This is a genomic window from Burkholderia sp. 8Y (assembly GCF_902506145.1).
GTDB lineage: Bacteria > Pseudomonadota > Gammaproteobacteria > Burkholderiales > Burkholderiaceae > Caballeronia.
In genome coordinates this window covers 1,369,756-1,388,581 of record NZ_LR733519.1, presented here as the reverse complement: position 1 = coordinate 1,388,581, position 18,826 = coordinate 1,369,756, and the positions used below count along the sequence as shown (strand labels likewise).

Annotated in this window: 13 protein-coding genes; 4 read left to right on the top strand and 9 right to left on the bottom strand. The window is 63.1% G+C overall.

The features are described from left to right. Positions 1-924: an NAD(P)/FAD-dependent oxidoreductase gene (locus tag GV035_RS06075; protein ID WP_159834086.1), complete on the bottom strand. Its 924-nt coding sequence runs from the start codon at positions 922-924 to the stop codon at positions 1-3. A 583-nt stretch (positions 925-1,507) separates the two neighbouring features. Between GV035_RS06075 and GV035_RS06070 the strand changes: the two genes are divergently transcribed. Then, entirely contained in the window at positions 1,508-2,545 is a 1,038-nt protein-coding gene (locus GV035_RS06070) for a TMEM175 family protein (protein WP_236572456.1), read from the top strand. Between the two features lie 51 nt (positions 2,546-2,596). Here the strand turns inward: GV035_RS06070 and GV035_RS06065 are convergent, their stop codons facing one another. Beyond that, a complete protein-coding gene (locus GV035_RS06065) occupies positions 2,597-3,745 on the bottom strand; it encodes a glutathione-independent formaldehyde dehydrogenase (protein WP_159834085.1) in 1,149 nt (382 codons plus the stop codon). Positions 3,746-5,247: 1,502 nt separating this feature from the next. Here GV035_RS06065 and GV035_RS06060 point away from each other — a divergent pair. After that, positions 5,248-6,576 carry an MFS transporter gene (locus GV035_RS06060; RefSeq protein WP_159834084.1) on the top strand — a complete coding sequence of 443 codons (1,329 nt, stop codon included), beginning with the start codon at positions 5,248-5,250 and terminating at the stop codon, positions 6,574-6,576. Positions 6,577-6,660: 84 nt separating this feature from the next. On the opposite strand, the gene GV035_RS06055 is transcribed toward GV035_RS06060, so the two are convergent. Next, positions 6,661-7,584, bottom strand: a complete 924-nt coding sequence (locus GV035_RS06055) for a LysR family transcriptional regulator (protein ID WP_159834083.1) — start codon at positions 7,582-7,584, stop codon at positions 6,661-6,663. A 142-nt stretch (positions 7,585-7,726) separates the two neighbouring features. Here GV035_RS06055 and GV035_RS06050 point away from each other — a divergent pair, with 142 nt between their 5' ends. Continuing rightward, positions 7,727-8,902, top strand: coding sequence for an L-rhamnonate dehydratase (locus GV035_RS06050; RefSeq protein WP_159834082.1), 1,176 nt, complete (start codon positions 7,727-7,729; stop codon positions 8,900-8,902). Positions 8,903-8,946: 44 nt separating this feature from the next. Next, a complete protein-coding gene (locus tag GV035_RS06045; protein ID WP_159834081.1) occupies positions 8,947-9,945 on the top strand; it encodes a 4-hydroxythreonine-4-phosphate dehydrogenase PdxA in 999 nt (332 codons plus the stop codon). A gap of 291 nt (positions 9,946-10,236) precedes the next feature. On the opposite strand, the gene atzF is transcribed toward GV035_RS06045, so the two are convergent. The 6 genes from atzF to GV035_RS06015 form a co-directional block, all read right to left on the bottom strand. Continuing rightward, positions 10,237-12,048, bottom strand: coding sequence for an allophanate hydrolase (gene atzF / locus GV035_RS06040; protein WP_159834080.1), 1,812 nt, complete (start codon positions 12,046-12,048; stop codon positions 10,237-10,239). 17 nt (positions 12,049-12,065) lie between these two features. Continuing rightward, positions 12,066-15,665: an urea carboxylase gene (gene uca / locus GV035_RS06035; protein WP_159834079.1), complete on the bottom strand. Its 3,600-nt coding sequence runs from the start codon at positions 15,663-15,665 to the stop codon at positions 12,066-12,068. 172 nt (positions 15,666-15,837) lie between these two features. Next, positions 15,838-16,479 carry an urea amidolyase associated protein UAAP2 gene (locus GV035_RS06030; protein WP_159834078.1) on the bottom strand — a complete coding sequence of 214 codons (642 nt, stop codon included), beginning with the start codon at positions 16,477-16,479 and terminating at the stop codon, positions 15,838-15,840. Between the two features lie 14 nt (positions 16,480-16,493). After that, positions 16,494-17,198: an urea amidolyase associated protein UAAP1 gene (locus tag GV035_RS06025; RefSeq protein WP_159834077.1), complete on the bottom strand. Its 705-nt coding sequence runs from the start codon at positions 17,196-17,198 to the stop codon at positions 16,494-16,496. Then, entirely contained in the window at positions 17,195-18,001 is an 807-nt protein-coding gene (locus GV035_RS06020) for an ABC transporter ATP-binding protein (protein WP_159834076.1), read from the bottom strand. Before GV035_RS06020 ends, GV035_RS06025 begins: the two co-directional genes overlap by 4 nt. After that, the gene (locus GV035_RS06015) at positions 17,998-18,813 is read right to left on the bottom strand and encodes an ABC transporter permease (protein ID WP_159834075.1); all 816 of its coding nucleotides are present in this window, start codon (positions 18,811-18,813) and stop codon (positions 17,998-18,000) included. Before GV035_RS06015 ends, GV035_RS06020 begins: the two co-directional genes overlap by 4 nt. Between the last annotated feature and the right edge of the window lie 13 nt (positions 18,814-18,826).

Genomic DNA, 18,826 nt, shown 5'->3' with positions numbered 1-18,826 from the left:
CTAAAGCGGATTAGCCGGCAGGCTTCGATGGATAGCCATCGAAGCCATCGCAGCTTCACCCACTGCGACGCAGATCTGATTGAGCGTGTTCACTGCATCGCCCGCAGCGTAGAGTCCGTCTACGCTCGTCTGCTGATGCCTCCCGGTCACGATCATTCCGTCGCTGTCTCGCTGCACATCGAAGCCACTTAACAGGTCCGCTTGCGAGTGGCAGCCAAGAACCGGATAAATAGCATCGAATAAATGTCGTTGCCCATTCGGGCATTCGACGCTCACGGGCGCCTCAGTGCAATTCGGTAACTGGAGCGCCTCGGTCATGATCAACTCGACTGCGTTCTCCGCCGCGAGGGCACGCTCCTGTTCCGTCAGCGCATCGATATCGGGGGCGATGACTGCCACCTGCTGACAGAACGTGCGGAAGAACAAGGCATGCGACAGCGCGCGTGAGACCGGACCGAACATTGCGATCCGTTTGCCTTGCGCTTCGAACCCGTCGCATATCGCGCAGAAACGAAGCAATCCTCGTTGAGTCAGTCCAACGGCGTCGTCGATTGGCGGAAGTTTGTCGCGGATTCCACACGCGAGCAGTGCACGGTATGCAACCAGGCTGCGGGACGAGCCGCCGCCATTGCTGCAGTATTGGACGAGAAACCTGCCGTCCATGTGCCTTATCGTTGTGACTCGGCCTTCGAGCACTGGCACGTCGTAACATTCGATCTGGCGACGCATCTTGGCAAGCAGTGCTTTTCCATTGATGCCGCTCTCAAAGCCAGCAAGGTTACGCACGACGGGTATCAACGATGCTCTGCTGTGACCGTCGTCGATCACGATCGTCGAGCGCCTGAATCGTGCGAGATAGAGGGCAGCGGTGAGGCCGGCGGGGCCGCCCCCGACAATTATGCAATCGACGGTCGGATCGTTCATCTGTGTCTTCGTTTGCGGTCGATAGACCTGTGTTTTGCGTACTGAAGTGCGTACGGCGTTCCCGGACATGCTGCTTACGTTTTGGAGTGAGTGAGCAATAGCGATTCCCAGGTGAGGAACGGGGGAGCAGAAAGTGCCCTTGGATTGGTCATGATCGACACCATGGCTTGATGGTGAGACCAGTACCCGCAAGTCCGAGGCATCCGGGTCAGGTGGGAATGACTGGCGCACTGGGCCGGACAACCGCAAAATCAGACCATCAGCGTTCCAGAGAATCGGCCACGGTTAGCCTGACGTTCGGCATTGCGCAGGCCAAGAGTATTTGCTGGCGATGTCTGAATGCACTGTCGGTGACTTCGTGTCGCTCTGCATCCCCTCGGTTCATCGGACACGCAAGGATCGGTGTTCAACGCTCCGCGCAATTCCTCGCCGCCTACGGAACGACAAAGCCGGCCGAAAGCGGTCGTACTGACTTGCGGGCAGCTTTGGTGCTTTCCCAAGGCAGGATGTCATTCTGATTGTCCAACGAACATTTGCGTGCTGTGCCGAGAAGGACGGCTTCCGGGTGCGCGAAAGGAGTCACATGATGCTACTTAATACGCGGAGCAAACCTACCGCCGGGGGGACGCATGGTGCCGAGCGCGGATTGGGCCGCTTCGAGGGGTTCAGCGACGCCGTTTTCGCAATCGCGCTGACCTTGCTGATCGTCGAGATCAAAGTCCCGGGATCTCCGGAGGGCACGCATGGCTACAGCGACCTCGCAAACGCTATGGCGGCGCAGTGGCGCCAATATCTCGCGTTGGTGCTCTGTTACGTTGTGATCGGGGCCTACTGGCTTCAACACCGTTATTCAGGTCGCATTTATGCGAAGAGTGATCACTGGTTCGGCGTGATCAATCTGCTGTTCCTGCCGGCGATTGTCGTCATTCCTTATCCAATCCGCATCTGGTGCTTCCACCTCGGCACCGGCTTCGAGCCCGTCGCCTCAGTGACACTGGTTGTCGGTCTTGCCTTGCTCGCCTGCGCCTGGATGGGGAAGTGGTTCTATGCAATGCCGGGCCGCCGGCTGATGGACGAACGCCTCGCGCCCGACTTCATCCAGCAGATGACGCGCCGCTACGGCATGGCGACGCTGGTCCAGATCGTCGCGGTTCCCGTCGTGATCGCGGCGCCACGCATCGGCATGGCCATTGCACTGCTGTGCGTCGGCTTTTTTCTGCTGCCACAGCCACGCCGCGCTACAAAGCGAGGGAGGAGCCGAGCGAGGCCGAGAAAGCGAATAAGTAGCTGTTGCGCGAGCCGATCAAGAAACAGTAGGCGAAGACGAGCATGGCCGGTGACAGCAAGTCAGGACTTAGGGAGTCCTGGCCGTAGATGTGAACTTAGCGGCAAGAGGCGCCGGGTGCCTGCAGGCGGTCGCGAACGACGCCGGCACGAGCAATCACCGGTCACCGCCCCGTTCCATCGCGAGGACGCGGCTTGGCAGTGTTCCCGCTGCACCGGTCCGCGTGAAGTCTCGGGGGCACTCGGCGTGCGAATACATTGCGACACTCGCGCTCGCCCCTCGTGGCTCAGGAGACGCGGAACTGCACCGTGGGCTGCATCGCCCAGATTGAGCTAGCCGGTTCGCGTCCCTACTTTGGGGCATCGATGAGTGATCGACTCGGACTTACTAGCCTCCGGGATGCAACACCACCTTGGTCCAGCCGTGTTCGCGCACGTCGAAGTGTTGATAGGCGTCGGGCGCGTCATCCAGTTTCAACTCGTGCGAAACGATGAACGACGGTTTCGCGCGGCCCGCGTCGATGAGGTTGCGCAATTGCCGGTTGTACGCCTTGACGTTGCATTGCCCAGTGGCGATGTGCTGGCCTTTGAACCAGCATTTGCCCCAGTCGAATGCAATCTGTCCTTTCTTTGCAAGTTCGTCCTGCGCGCCCGGGTCTTCCGGCACGAAGACGCCGACCACTCCGATGCCGCCAGTGAACTTAACCGACGACACCAGATTGTTCATCGTCAGGTTGGGATGCTCATGCCGTTGCGGAGCCGGATCGTGGCACTGGTAGCCAACGCATTCGCAGCCGACGTCCGCGCCCATCCCCTGTGTCAGGTCCATGACTCGCTGCACGGGGTCTTCCTTCGAATAATCGATCGCAACGGCGCCGATCGACTCGGCGAGCTTCAGCCGGTCCGGATGGCAGTCCACCACCATGACGCTGCGCGCTCCCTTGATCATGGCCGAGTGCGCGGCCATCAAACCGACCGGCCCCGAACCATAGATCACCACTGCATCGCCGGGCCGCATGCCGGCCAGTTCTGTCGCGTGCCAACCGGTCGGGAAGATGTCGGCGCACATCACGTAGTCCGTCTGTTTCTCCGCAGCGTTCGGCGGCAGCTTCAAGGACATGAAGTCCGCCCACGGTACACGAAGGTACTCGGCCTGTCCGCCCGGCCAAGGGCCCATGTCCGCAAAGCCGAAAGCGCCCCCGGCGATTCCCGGCTGGTTCGCGCTCAGGCAAAACGCCGTGAGCCCGCGCTCGCAGTTGACGCAGTGGCCGCAGCTCACGTTGAATGGCAGGCACACCCAGTCTCCGCGCTTGATGCGCTCCACCGCCGGTCCTACTTCCTCAACCACGCCCAGATTTTCGTGACCGAAAATTCGACCTTGCTCGAAGTCGGTTCGACCTTCGTACATATGCAGGTCCGACCCGCAGATGTTGGTACTGGTTATTCTGACGATGGCGTCCGTGGGGCGCTCTATCTTGGGATCAGGCACATCTTCTATGGCGACCTGGCGGGGGCCGCGATATACAACTGCTTTCATATTTCTCTCCTAAGAAGTCGACTGAAAGCCTGCGCCGCGCAGACTGTTGGGCGGCTGGCCGCGTCGATGAACCCACAGGCGTGCCCGTGGAACAGTTGGTCCCCTGCTCTATCGATACGTCGCTGTGACGCTAACGCCTTTTTTGCCCGCTCCGCTCCTCCTTATCCGCTACATCGACTGAATGCGCCGGTAACCGATGGCCGATGCCAACGTGAACATACGATGCCTTAGCTAATGACGTAGCGTTGCGTCCTGACGGTTGATGGCGCACGTGCGAGTATTCAGCCATCAGCATGCCCGCTGCACGCTCACAGAAGCGCCTGAGCCTTCGCCGACTCAGGTCGCGCGCGGCTTGATGAACGGTTGGTGTTTTGCCTTCGCGTCCGACATCCCAGAATCACGGTTAGCGAGTCATCGCGCTCCGTGAGGAGCCGGTTGCAAGTTCTACAAAACCGCCTCGAGCGATATGCGTTCTTCCATGCCGCACGCCTCACCTATCACCGACGGCGTCGGGGCATGCGCATGTCAATAGGACAACGTAATAACGGGATAAAGCCGATGCGGGTGGTGAGCCACTGACGCTCGCCCGGCTGCCAAGCCGCCGGTGAGCGGGCTTGTGAGGGGAGGCTACGGCTTCGCCGTTGTCAGCGAAGTGTCGCCACGCGCTGCCTGTGCGCGATTCATTAGCGTTCGAAGTCTTTGACGTAGTGTCTCTTGCGTCAGCAAGCATTGCTTGGCTTGATCAATCCTCCCGGCCTCGGGCGAAAACATACGAGAGGGTATCTCTCGATTGAGATTCGGAACGCCGTCCACCCGGCATCGATATCCGTTGGTTGACCGTGCATGTTGCCCACAACGGCTTGCGCGTGCGCCGAATTCGAATACGGGTTCAGCTCCGCCGTCCAAGGAGATCATCGCGGTCTCTGCATCGCCTTCTGATAACGATACTACTCGCCGAGGTTTTGTCCAGCGGCTCGTTTATTTTTTCAAAGGCGCTCAAGCGTGCTTAAACGTCCATGTCGGGCGTGAGAGGCGGCGGCCTGTCGCCGGTTCGATCCCATGTCTTACTGAACGCGTTCGAACACCCGTACGTTCGGGCGAATTTGTCGCTTGAACGTCATCTAACCCTTGTAGGCCAATCGAAATGCGCGGTGCATGCGTTGCGTCGCCTCTCTCGCAACGCCGTCGGCGGGATGCGAATGGGTGATCGGGTTACTGGGCCAATTCGTCGGCGCGGCACAATGCTTTACGCACGCGTCGCTCTGAGGCGACTTAGCGGCTCGGCACTGGATTGAAGGCACCGCCCCTAAGAGGCGTACAGATATCGCAAGCTCGCATCTTCGCCGCCATAACCACCGGTAATCACCTCATGGGGCGAATTCAATAGACGGCTATCGGTGTTTTCGCGAGACTGCGGGCGTCGGACCTCATGTGGTCCGCCCTCGAATAAGAGCACGCGCAAGCGTTTACCCGCGCATCAAGCCTCGGAGGAGACACACAGCATGCTGCGACGCCCCGAAGTCACCCGGTCCGTGCTCGCGCTGATGTGCGCGATGTCGTTCATCATGTATCTCGATCGCGTCAACCTGTCCGCCGCCGCAGGGGTCATTCGCGACGACCTGCATCTCACGAACACGGACGTCGGTCTCGTGTTCGGCGCCTTCGCCTATACGTATGCGATCTGCCAGATCATCGGCGGATGGATCAGCGACCGCTTCGGCGCGAAATCCACGCTGGTGCTATGCGCATCGATCTGGATCGTCGCGACCGTCGCAACGGGCCTCGCGGGCGGCGTGGTTTCGTTGTTTTGCGCTCGCATGCTGCTTGGCGTCGGAGAAGGCGCGGCGCTGCCCGCGCAGGCGCGCGCGCTCGTCAACTGGTATCCGGCGAGCCAGCGCGGCTTCGTGCAGGGGCTTACACATTCGTTCTCGCGTCTGGGAAACGCCGTCACGCCGCCCTTCATCGCGCTCCTCATCGCCTTCGCGTCTTGGCGAGCTTCGTTCGTTCTCGTCGGCGCGCTGACGGCCGTATGGGTCGTGGTCTATGCCTGGTACTTCAAGGACAATCCGCGCCAGCATCGTCACATGACGGCGGAGGAAGAGGCGGCGTTGCCGCCGGAGCACAAGGTCGCGCTCGACAAGACGCGCGAGCCGACGCCGTGGGGGCGCCTCATCAAGCGCATCGCGCCGACCATGATCGTCTACTTCTGCTATGGATGGACCGGCTGGTTGTTCTTTACCTGGCTGCCGTCGTTCTTCATGCATGGACGCGGGCTCGATCTGAAAAGCTCGGCGCTCTTCTCGGCGGGTGTGTTTCTGTCGGGCGTCGTTGGCAACACGGTGGGCGGCGTTGCTTCGGATCGCATCCTCAAGCGCACGGGTAGCGTGGTAGCCGCGCGGCGCAACATGATCATCGTCGCGTTTCTAGGCGCGCTCGTCTTCCTTGCGCCGGTCATGTTCGTGAAGTCGCTGCCGGTCATGGCCGCGTCGATGAGTTTGTCGTTCTTCTTTCTAGAGATGACGATCGGGCCGATCTGGGCCGTGCCGATGGACATCACGCCGAAGCACGTCGGTATCGCGAGTGGGCTTGTCAATGCGGGATCTGCTATCGCAGGCATCTTCTCGCCCATCGTGTTCGGGTTCGTCGTGGACCGGACCGGGAGTTGGACGCTGCCGTTCATTGGGTCGCTCGGGTTGCTTGCCGTGGGAATCGTGATGACGTTCTATATGCGGCCGGATATTGCGCTGGACTCGGGCTCTTCTTCTGCCGCTGACGCCCCCCACTCCGAACGCGGGGAACTGAAGTTCGCCGAGCGGCGTCTGGGTGGGTGAGGCGGCTGACGGTTGCGAGGCGTTGCCGAATAGCTCGACTCGAACTTGGAATTCCAGCGAGAACGAGGCAACGCAAAGAACGCATCACCCTGCTCGAATGGCCTCGATCACCAGTTGCGTCGCCGGACTGATCCTCCGGTTCTTCCTGAGGATCAGCCCATACGGCGCAAGCCGGCCCCTCAACGGCGTGGGCAAACAAGCGATAGTCCGAAGCGCCGCATAGTAATCCGCGACGGAACTGGGCAAAACCGCCAGCATGTCCGAATCCCGTAGAAGCGACAACGTCGTGAGAATGGAAGACGTCTCGACAGTGCTCACCGGCGGCGTGACGCGCGACTCGCGGAACGTCTGATCGACGATTTGCCGCATGGGACTCGGATGCGGCTGCACGATCCACGGATACTGCGCGAGCTCGGCGAGTCTGGGCTTTGCCGCGACACCGACTGCCGGATGATCCGGGCGCGCGACGATAGCCAGCGCTTCCTCCGACAAGGTCTCGAAGCTCAGATCCAGCGCGGGGAACCCGTAAGGGATGCGCCCCACGACAAGATCGAGCTGATCCTGCTGCAATGCCTGCACGAGCACATCGCTCGTCTCGATCTGCACGCTGATCTGCAAGCGCGGATGCGCTTCCTTCAACTGCACGATCACCTTTGTCAGCAGGTCCGGCGCCGGCGCCATCACCGCGCCGATCCGTACCTTGCCCATATCGCCCGCCTGAATCGCCGCGAGTTCTTCGCGCAGCTCGTCGAGATCCTCGAAGACCACGCGCGCATAGCGCATCACCGCCTCGCCGTAGATCGTCGGCTCCATGCCGCGCGCATGCCGCACGAAGAGCGCGACGCCGATCGTATCCTCCAGTTCCTTCAGCGCCTTCGTCGCGGCAGGCTGCGTCATTGCGAGCTCGTCGGCGGCGCTTCGGAGCGACTCGGTTCCTGAAAGCGCCAACATCAGTTGCAGATGACGCAGGCGCAGGCGTTTGCGAATGGCGGTGGCAGGCGCGATCATGGGAGCGATAACTCCGGGAAATAGCCCGATGCAATTTATTCAATGGCCAGTTATCGCAGAGTCTCGCACACTAGCGCTAGCCAAAACAGCCGCGCAAACCCTCGTCGAAGCGGCTGAGTCGAATCGAACGGAGACAACAGAGATGAAGATCAAGCACGTCCGCGCACGCGTATTCGAATGGAAGGGCAAGGTCGTGCCGCCCCAGTCGCATTTCTGCACGAACGCGGTGGACGTCCTCTACGAACGCGGCGATGCGATGGGCTCGTTCCGCTTTCACGGCTGGCTCGTGGTCGAGATCGAGTGCGATGACGGCACGGTCGGCATCGGCAATTGCGCGCTCGCGCCGCGCGTCGCCAAACAGATCGTCGATGAATATCTCGCACCCATCGCCATCGGCGAAGATCCGTTCGATCACGAGTACATCTGGCAGAAGATGTATCGCCGCACGCTCGCATGGGGCCGCAAGGGCATCGGCATGGCGGCGATTTCGGCAATGGACATCGCGTTATGGGACATCATGGGCAAAGCCGTGCAGAAGCCCGTCTTCAAGCTGCTCGGCGGCCGCACGAAAGAAAAGATCTGGTGCTACGCATCGAAGCTCTATAACAACGACGACCGCGACGCGTTCCTCGCCGAAGCTCAAGGCTATCTCGATCAGGGCTTCACGGCGATGAAAATGCGCTTCGGCTATGGTCCGAAGGACGGCCCGAAAGGCATGGCGAAGAATCTGGAGCAGGTGCGTCTGCTGCGTGAGCTCGTCGGCGACGAGGTGGACATCATGCTCGAATGCTACATGGGCTGGACGCTCGAATACGCGCGCCGCATGCTGCCGCGCCTCGCCGAGTTCGACCCGCGCTGGCTGGAGGAACCCGTGATCGGCGACGACGTCGAGGGCTATCAGGAACTGAAGAAGATGAATATCTTCCCCATCTCCGGCGGCGAGCATGAGTTCACCATCTACGGCTTCAAGGACTTGCTGGAACGTCGCGCGGTGGATGTCATTCAGTACGACACGAACCGCGTGGGCGGCATCACCGCCGCTCGCAAGATCAACGCGATGGCCGAGGCGTGGTCGGTTCCCGTGATTCCGCACGCGGGACAGATGCACAACTATCACCTCACGATGTCGAGCACCGCGAGCCCCATGTCGGAGTTCTTTCCCGTCTTCGATGTCGAGGTCGGCAACGAGCTGTTCTACTACATCTTCGAAGGCGAGCCGCAGCCGCAGAACGGGTATCTTCAGTTGTCCGATGAAACTCCGGGGCTGGGCATCGCGCTGTCGGACAAGCATCTGGACGACTTCAACGTCATCGAATGACCAGTGCCGCACACGCTAGCATCCGAAAAACACGCCATATCAACATGAAACCTCGAATTGCAGTCCTGCTGGGCGACCCCGCCGGCATCGGTCCCGAACTGATCGCTCGCCTCGTCGCGCGGGCTGAGAATCGCGCGCAGGCGGATCTGCTCATCATCGGCGACAGGCGCGAGCTCGACCGCGGCATGGACATCGCGCGACAACGCTTTGACTATCGCGTGATCAATGACGAAGCCGATGCCATGCGCGAGACGGACACGCCCTCGCTCATCGATTTCCGTCTGCCCGACGAGGCACCGTACGAACGCGCCGTCTCCACGGAACGCGGCGGTCGCTACAGTCTCGAAGCGTTCAAAAAGGCACTCGCAATGACGCGCGCGAACCGCACGCAGGCCATGCTGTTCGCGCCGGTCAACAAGACTTCCCTGCACATGGCCGGCATGGAGACCAACGACGAGATGGAATGGTTTGTGCGCCAGCTCGACTACGAAGGCGCGTTCTGCGAGTTCAACGTGCTCGACGAGTTGTGGACCTCGCGCGTCACCTCGCATATCGCGCTCAAAGACGTGAGCGCCAAGCTGACGCTCAAGCGTATCGTCGGCGCGGTGCGGCTGATTCATGATGGTCAGAAGCGCGCGGGTATCGCGTCGCCTCGCATCGCGGTATGCGGCTTCAATCCGCATAACGGCGACAACGGCGCGTTCGGACGCGAGGAGATCGACGTGATCGCGCCCGCCGTGGAACACGCCCGTAAGCTCGGCTACGACGCGCAAGGCCCTTTCCCCGCCGACACGATCTTCGTGCGCGCACGCGACCAGAAAGCCTTCGATGGCGTCGTCACGATGTACCACGACCAAGGACAGATCGCGATGAAACTGATGGGCTTCTGGCGCGGCGTCACCGTGCACGGCGGCTTGCCGGTGCCTATTGCAACGCCCGCCCACGGCACCGCGTTCGATATAGAGGGCGAGGGCAGGGCGGATGTGGGTGCGACCCAGAAGGCGTTCGACATTGCGCTGCGGATGGCGCGGGAGCGCATCTGAGCCTTGCGCGAACGGTGTCTTCAAAAGCGGCGACGATGCGATCTGCCCGGCTAAAAGCGCATCGCCACATCTGAATCGGCACCGAACACCGCGTCTGATCCATTGCCGCGTGCCTTAGCGATTCATCCGCGGATGCACGCGATCAGCGAAACGACGAGCAGCGTCGCAACGAGCACGAGCTTAAAGTCGTTTAGGTCACCGACCATGGCGGGCTGCTGCGTGGCGGTCGCCTTCAGTATCGCTATCTCGCGTGCTGCAAGGCTTGCGAATCACGCGATGAGCACGCATCGCTTAAGCGCCGACCGTGCTCCTGCCAAGCCACGCACGCCATCCACCGAATGCCGAGATGTCCTCCGCGGACTGCACGCCATACGGCTCGCACAGAAAGCCGATTATCCACGAGCCGTCCGCGAGTTCCACCTTGCCCAACGCGAGCGGCGAGGGAACGTTCGCGATGAACGAGCCGAGTTCCGCGGCAGGCATCTCCCACACTTCGACCGCTATGGCGACACCGTTCTGCGCGACGCGCCACATGCCGGGCCGGCGGGTTCCATCGGGCGAAGCAGGCAGCGCGGCCAGCCGATACGACAGAGCGCTGCGCGTCGCCTGCACGAGACGCGCGCCTCGCGAAAGCAAGTCCCCGTTGAGCGGCAAGCCTTGCATGTGCGCGCCGCACACCGCAATGCGAAGGCGATCGTTCGCGGCGATGCCTCGCTTGCCCGCCGCTATCTCGTTGCCGCCGACGCACGCGATGCCGCTCGTCCGCTGCAGCAAGTCGGCGACGCCCAACAGATAGTGGTCCGTGAAAGCGCGGCCGAAAACGGTCACGCCCCACGGCAGACCGTTGTGCATGAAAGCCGTCGGCGTCGCGACAGCCGCGTAGTCGAGCAGGTTCATGAAGTTCGTGTAATGACCGAGCAGGGAGTTCGGTCCGATGGGGTCGTCCTCGAGTTCGGCGAGCGTGACCGGGCGCGGATACGTGGGCGTGAGAACGAAGTCGAGTGAATCGAGCGCCGCGTCGCACACGGCCTTCAACGCCTGCAAGCGATACTGCGCGCGGAACAAGTCGACAGCGGTTGCGCCCGGCGCTTTGGCCAACACGTCGCGAATGACGGGCAGCACCGCGTCCGGCTGCGCCTGCATCAGGTCGCGCACCACGCTGTAGCGCTCGGCGACCCACGGACCTTGATAAAGAAGCCGCGCCGCTTCGATGAACGGTTCGAAGTCGATTTCGACGGCCTCGCCGCCTGCTGCTTCGAGCCTCGCGCGAGCCTCGGCGAACAATGCGGGACTTTCGGCGCATCCCGCGAACTCCAGCTGTGCCGGCACGCCGAAGCGGAACGCGGCGGGCGTGCCGAATGCGCGCGCCGTGTTCCACTGCGGATTCTTGCGGCTATAGGCATCGCGGGGATCGAAGAGTGCGGTGAGCGCAAGCAATTCGCTCGCTTCTTCCGCCGTCGCCGTGAAGTACGTCACGCAATCCAGCGTGCGGCAGGCGGGCACGACGCCTGCCATCGACAACAATCCCTTCGTCGGCTTCAGCCCGACGAGATTGTTCAGCGCGGCCGGCACGCGTCCCGATCCAGCGGTGTCGGTGCCGAGCGCGAAACTCGCCACGCCGAGCGCGACCGCGAGCGACGACCCCGCGCTCGACCCGCCGGACGGATACTCGGCACGCACGCTGTTGCGGCATTTCCCGTAGGGCGAACGCGTGCCGTTGAGACCGGTCGCGAACTGATCGAGGTTTGTCTTGCCGAGCGGGATCGCACCGAGCGCGATCAGGCGCGCGACGAAGGTCGCCGACTCAGACGGCGTGTACGCGAACGCGGGGCACGCGGCTGTCGTCTGGATGTCCGCAAGATCGATGTTGTCCTTGATCGCGAACGGAATGCCATAGAGCGGCAGGCTTTCGGCATCATGCGCGTCGAGCCGGTCGAGGTACGGGGCGAGTTCCGCTTCGCTCAGGAGATGGATGAAGAGATTGAACTCGGGATTCAGCGCCGCCGCTTTGTCGCGCAATTGGGCGATCAGCGCGCGCGGCGTGAGTGCCTTCGCGCGATAGGCGGATCGAAGCGTGGATATGCGCAGATCGAATGACGTCATGGTTTGGTGTCCCGTGTTCAGTGGCGTTGAATGACGGCGACGCGCTGCCCGGCGCGCACCGGCGACCCCGGCGCGACGTGGATCGGGCCGACGGTGCCCGCGCACGGCGCGCAAACGGCGATCTCCATCTTCATCGACTCGATGACGAGCAGCACGTCGCCCGCTGACACCTCGTCGCCGGTCGAGACTTTCACTTGCCAGAGGCTGCCGGCTATCTCGCTGTCGACCGCGACTTCGCCGTCTTGGAGCGCGGCGAACGCGGCTTCTTCGACGACCGGCGCGTCGAGCGCCTCGTCGGATGCGCCCGCTTCGCGCCAGCGTTCCCGCTCCGCCTGAAACGCCGCTTGCTGCTGCGAGCGGAACGCGTCGATGCTCGTGGATTCCTTCGCGAGAAACGCCTGATAGTCCGACAGAGACAACTCCGCTTCCTCGATGCGCAACGGATAACGGCCGAGCGGGAAATCCGCGCGGATGCGAAGCAAATCGTCCGCCGGGACTTCGTAGAAGCGAATCTGATCGAAGAAGCGCAGCAGGAAGTGCTGCCCCGCGAAATCCGCGACCTTGCGATAGCGGTTCCACATCTGCAACGTGCGGCCGACGAACTGATATCCCCCCGGCCCTTCCATGCCGTACACGCACAGATACGCGCCGCCGATGCCGACCGAGTTCTCCGCCGTCCATGTGCGCGCCGGGTTGTACTTCGTCGTGACGAGCCGGTGGCGCGGATCGAGCGGCGTCGCGACGGGCGCGCCGAGATACACGTCGCCTAGGCCCATCACCAGATAGCTGGCGTCGAAGACGATGCGCTTCACGGCATCGATGGAGTCCAGATCGTTGATACGGCGGATGAACTCCAGATTGCTCGGGCACCACGGCGCATCCTTGCGCACGGTGGTCATGTACTTGTCGATGGCGAGCCGGCACGCCGGATCGTCCCACGAAAGCGGCAGATGAACCACGCGCGACGGCACGCGCAGATCGCGTTGCAGCAGCACCTGCTGCCACGCCTTTCCGACGATATCCAGCAGGCGCGCGAGCGGCAGATCGTCGGGCCGGTAGTGAATCTGTAACGAGCGGATGCCCGGCGTGAGGTCGATCGCGCCAACGAGCGTCTTGGCTTCGAGCGCCTGCATCAGCGCATGACCGCGAAAGCGCGAGACGAGATCGAGCTCCGCTGCCCCTATTTCCAGCAGCAGGTGCGTGTCGCCGGATAGGCGCGCAACGAGCCTTTCATCATCCGCGCCCATGTCGAGGACGATGGGCGATGTCAGCGGCGCGTTTCGCTCGGCTAGCGCCCCTTGCGCGACGCTCATCGTTTGGATTTCGCGGCGGCGTTGCCGCGCGGCCTCCCGCGCTTCGTCAATCCCGACCGGCACGAAGCGCACCTTGTCGCCCGCCTTCAACTGGCCGATGTGCCACAGGTCGGCCTCGATGATCGTCACCGGACACACGAAGCCGCCGAGGCTCGGACCGTCCGGACCGAGAATCACCGGCATGTCGCCGGTGAAGTCGATCGCGCCGACCGCATACGGGTTGTCGTGAATATTCGACGGATGCAGCCCCGCTTCGCCGCCATCCTCGCGCGCCCATTCCGGCTTCGGCCCGATGAGACGCACGCCGGTGCGGCTGGAGTTGAAGTGAATTTCCCACTCGGTATCGAAGAACCGCTCGATATACGACGCCGTGAAGTACTCCGGCGCGCCGTGCGGTCCGTAGATGACGCGAATCGTCCGAACGCCTTCCAGCTTCGGGACGTTGCCGAGCGTCGCGCCCGCCTGCGTTTCAGCGAGCGGATAAAGATGCAGCACGTCGCCCGCGCGCAGCGCGCGGCCGCCGTGTCCGCCGAACTGGCCGAGCGTGAACGTGCTGCGGCTGCCGAGATAAGAAGCGACGTCGAGGCCGCCGCGCACGCACAGGTAGGCGCGCGCACCCGCGCCGCGTATCGTGCCGAGCGCAAGCGTCGCGCCGGCGGGCACGTGGATGCTCGTGTTCAGCGGCTGTTCCACATCGTTCAGATGCACGGGAATTCGCGCGCCCGTGATGGCGACGACAGCGTCCGTGTTGAAGCGCAGCGTCGGGCCGCTCATCGTGATTTCGAGCGCGGCGGCGTCGGCCGCATTGCCGAGCAGGCGGTTGCCGAGCCGCATCGCGAGGTCGTCCATCGGTCCCGAGGGCGGAATGCCGACCGCCCAATAGCCGAGCCTTCCCGGATGATCCTGCACGGTGGTCTGCGTGCCGCCGCTCACGACTTCCACGGTGGTGGCGCAGTAGGCGAGCGCCTCGAGGCATCGCGTCCACGGCTCGCCCGATGCGAACGGCGTGTCCTGCACGATCTGGCGCAGATAGTCGCGGTTCGTTTCGACGCCGTAGATGCGCGTCTCGTCGAGCGCCGCGTCGAGCGCGCGGCGGGCTTCGTCGCGCGTTGGCGACCACGCGATGATTTTCGCGAGCATCGGGTCGAAGTAGGGCGGCACCTCGCAGCCCGCTTCGATCCAAGTATCGACGCGCAGCGCGCGGCCATCGGCGGGCGGGAACGCCACATCGGTGAGCAGCCCCGGACTCGGCTTGAAATCGCGCCCTGGGTCTTCGGCGTAGAGGCGGGCCTGGATCGCGTGGCCGCGCGGCGTGAGGCTCGCGGCAAGCTCCTCGAGCGGCGCGAGCGTTCCGGCCGCGAGTTCGATCATCCAGCGCACCAGATCGACGTTCCAGACCTGTTCGGTCACGCCGTGTTCGACCTGAAGGCGAGTATTGACTTCGAGAAAATAGAACTGCCGAGCCGCGCTGTCGTACACGAACTCGACCGTGCCCGCCGACCGGTAATCGACCGCTTTCGCGAGCTTCACGGCGGCGTCGCAGAGTGCGTCGGATGTGCCTTCGGGCAGGCACGGCGCGGGCGTTTCCTCGAGCACTTTCTGATTGCGCCGCTGCACCGAGCAGTCGCGCACGCCGAGCGCGATGGCGTCGCCGTGGCCGTCGCCGAACACCTGCACTTCCAGATGCCGCGCGCGCTCGATGTACTTCTCCAGGAACACGCCCGCATCGCTGAAGTTGTTCTCGCCGAGCCGCTTGACCGCATCGAAATGCGTGGCGAGTTCGCCGGCATTCCAGCACACGCGCATGCCGATGCCGCCGCCGCCCGCCGTGCTTTTCAGCATGACCGGGTATCCGACGGTCTGCGCCGCGTCGAGCGCCGCCGCTACGTCTTCGAGCAGTCCCGTGCCCTTGAGCATCGGCACGCCCTGGCTCGCGGCGATCTCGCGCGCCGTATGCTTGAGACCGAAGGCGCGCAACTGCGCGGGCGTCGGTCCGATAAACGCGATGCCCGCCGCTTCGCATGCTTCGCCGAACGCCGCGTTCTCCGACAGGAAGCCGTAGCCCGGATGAATCGCCTGCACGCCCTCGCGACGCGCGATGTCGAGAATCTTCGCCGTGTCGAGGTACGTTGCAGCGGCCGGGCCATCGCCGAGCGCATGCGCAACGGAGGCTTCGCTGACGTGACGGCTCGCGCGGTCGGCTTCCGCATAGACGGCGACGCCAGTGACATTCAGTTCGCGCAACGTTCGGAGGATGCGGCACGCAATCGCGCCACGATTGGCAATGAGGATCTTCTCGAACATGGAAGCAGTCTTGGTTTGGAGGCGGGCCGTCCCGCCGTGAGATTGGTGAGCCGTGGTCGTCCACGGCCGACACGCGTTCAGCGATGCGCTTGTGTCAGTTCCTCGCGCGTGCGCGCGAAGCATCGTCCCGAGCGAACGAGCATGATGTGATAGATGAAGCTACGGATGCGCTTCAGTTCCATATCAGCAACTCCGCGGGCGTCGGGTTATAGGCATTGCACGGGTTGTTCAATTGCGGGCAGTTGGAAATGAGCACGATCACGTCCATTTCCGCGCGCAGTTCCACGTACTTGCCCGGCGCGGAAATGCCGTCTTCGAACGTGAGACCGCCTTGCGACGTCACCGGCACGTTCATGAAGAAGTTGACGTTCGCGCCGATGTCCCGCTTCGAAAGCCGCCCGTCGTGCGCGCATGCACGCAGGAAGTTGTCGCGGCAGCTATGCATGTAGCGTTTTTCGAGCGCATAACGCACCGTGTTGCTTTCCTGCGCGCACGCGCCGCCGAGCGTGTCGTGACGGCCGCACGTATCGGCGACGATGGTCAGCATCGGATTGCCGAGGTTCGAGTAGAGCACGGAGCCGGACGTAAGGTAGAGGCTCTGCTGGCGGCGCAGCGTGCGTTGCGGATCGAACCGTTCGCGCGGATCGGCGAGACTGTAGAAGAGCGTATCGACGGCCTGATTGCCTTCCAGATCGACGATGCGCAGCGTCTGCCCGGCCTTCACCTCGTGCAGCCAGGGCTCGCCTGCGGCGAGCGTTTCGCGATACACCGCGCTTTCGCGATGTTTGTCGCTGACGGTAAGCGTGCTGGTCATGAGTGGGTCCGTGCTCACAGAAAGAAGCGTTCGGTGTTGATAAAGCCGCGTACGTTCTCTTCGCAGGCGGTGCGGCAGAGTTCGGCGACGTCGGGCTGCGCGGTGCGGAGTTCGAGCTTGACCGGCTTCGGTGAGTACTCGGGGTTCGGGTCGAGCGGATGCTGAATGGCCGTGAGGACGACGAGCGTGTTCATCGGCGCGTACAGTTCCACGTAGTCGCCGGGCTTCGAGTTGCCGGGAACGAAGCGCAGCGCGCCGTCATCGGTGACATCCACGCGGCTGAAGAGATTGAGCGTCATCATCAGATCGGCGATGCCGAGGCCCCACTTGCCCATCTCGACGAGCAGGTTGTCCGTGCCGTTTCGATAGAACGCGTTGCGCAATTCCTGATACCGGCCCGCGCCGTATCGCTCGGCGACTTCCTGCGCGTTCGATACGCCGCCGATGCTGTCGTGCCAGCCGCATGTATCGGCGACGATCGCGGCCAGCACGCGGCCCATGTCCGAGTAGAGGCAATGCCCCGCCGTGAGTTTCGCGGTGTGCTGGCACTTCAGCGAATCGGGCAGGTTGAGCCGTTCGCTCTTCTCCGTCGCGTTGACCATCATCACGCTGACGTTCGCGCCGCCGCGCAGGTCGGTGACGCGCAGCGACTGTCCGCGTTTCACGATGAGCGATGTATGCCCGCCACCGGGGACGGTTTCTTCGAGCAGCAATGTCATGGACGGATTCCCTCCAGTGAAACCAGTTCGTTGTCCGAAGCACCTTGCACCGCCGCCTGCGCGATATGAACGGCCGAGGCGGAGTCGCGGGTGCGATCGAGCGGAATGTTGTAGGTGATGCGCGCGCCGTACGCGCCCGGCGCTTGCGGGTCCACGCGTACCTTGTCGAACACTAGCACGCGGCTGCCGAGCGTGAAGCCTTCTTTCAGGTCATGCGTGACCATGAAGATGGTGAGCTTCGATTCGCGCCATAGCTCCGACAACAGCGCGTGCATGTCCTTGCGAATGCCCGGATCGAGCGCGCCGAACGGCTCGTCGAGCAACAGCACGCGCGGCTTCATCATCAACGCCTGCGCGATGGCGAGCCGTTGCTGCATGCCGCCGGAAAGCTGCTGCGGATACTTGTCGAGCGCAGCGCCGAGGCCCACGCGTTCGAGCATCGCGGCCGCTTCGTCTCGCGCGGCGCGGCGCTGCGCGCCGAACAGCCGGCCCGTAAACTTCGCGCGCGGCAGTTCCAGACCGAGCATCACGTTATGCAGCGCGTCAAGGTGATCGAACACGGAATAGCGTTGAAACACCACGCCGCGATGCGCGTCCGGTTCGCCCGGCAGCGGCTTGCCGTCCAGCAGAATCTCGCCGCGCGTCACGCGCTCCTGACCGAGCAGGAGCCGCAGAAACGTCGATTTCCCGCAGCCCGAGGCGCCCACCATCGAGCAGAATTCGCCTTCCCTGATGGTGAGATTCAGGCGTTCGAGCACGACCTGATCGCCGTATTCCTTCCATACGTTGCGAACTTCGATCATCGCGCGCCTCCGCCGTACCACGGGAAGCACCACTGCGTGATGCGTCGAAGCAGCTCGTCGGTGAGCCACGCAAGCAGCGTGATCCATGCGACATACGGCAGGATCAGATCCATCGACAGATAGCGGCGCACGAGAAAGATGCGGTAGCCGAGGCCATCGGTGGACGCGATCGCTTCCGCCGCGATCAGAAAGAGCCACGCGGCGCCGAGCGAAAGACGCAGCGCCACCAGCAAGCGCGGCAGCAGTTGCGGCAGCACGAGCCGCAGAATCAGCGTCCAGCTGCTCGCGCCGAGCGTCTGCGCCTTGACCCACAACTCGGCGGGAATCTCGCCCGTGCGCGCGTGCAGGTCGCGAATGATCATCGGCGTGATGCCGACCACGATCAGCACCACCTTCGACAACTCGTCCAGCCCGAACACGATGAAAAGGATCGGCAGCACGGCAAGCGGCGGCACCATCGAAATGACCGTGATGAACGGGGAGAGCGTCGCGCTGACGAGTGGGAACGCACCCGTCGCGATAGCGACGACCAGCGCGATCGCCGCGCTCACCACGAGGCCGATGCACAGGCGCCGCAAGCTCGACAGCGTGTCGGCCCACAGCAGATACTCGCCCGTGCGCTTGTCCTCGGTGAAGGCGACCGATTTCACGGCATCGCTCATTTGCGTCGCGCTCGGCAACAGCTTGTCGTCGGGATTGACCGAAAGCCGCATCGACGATCCGGTGAAATAGACCGCAAATAGCACGACGAACGGCAACAGCAGCAGCATCAGGCTGCCCGTCCGGCTCGGATGTCGATTGATGAGTCGCATGGTGACCGCCTCG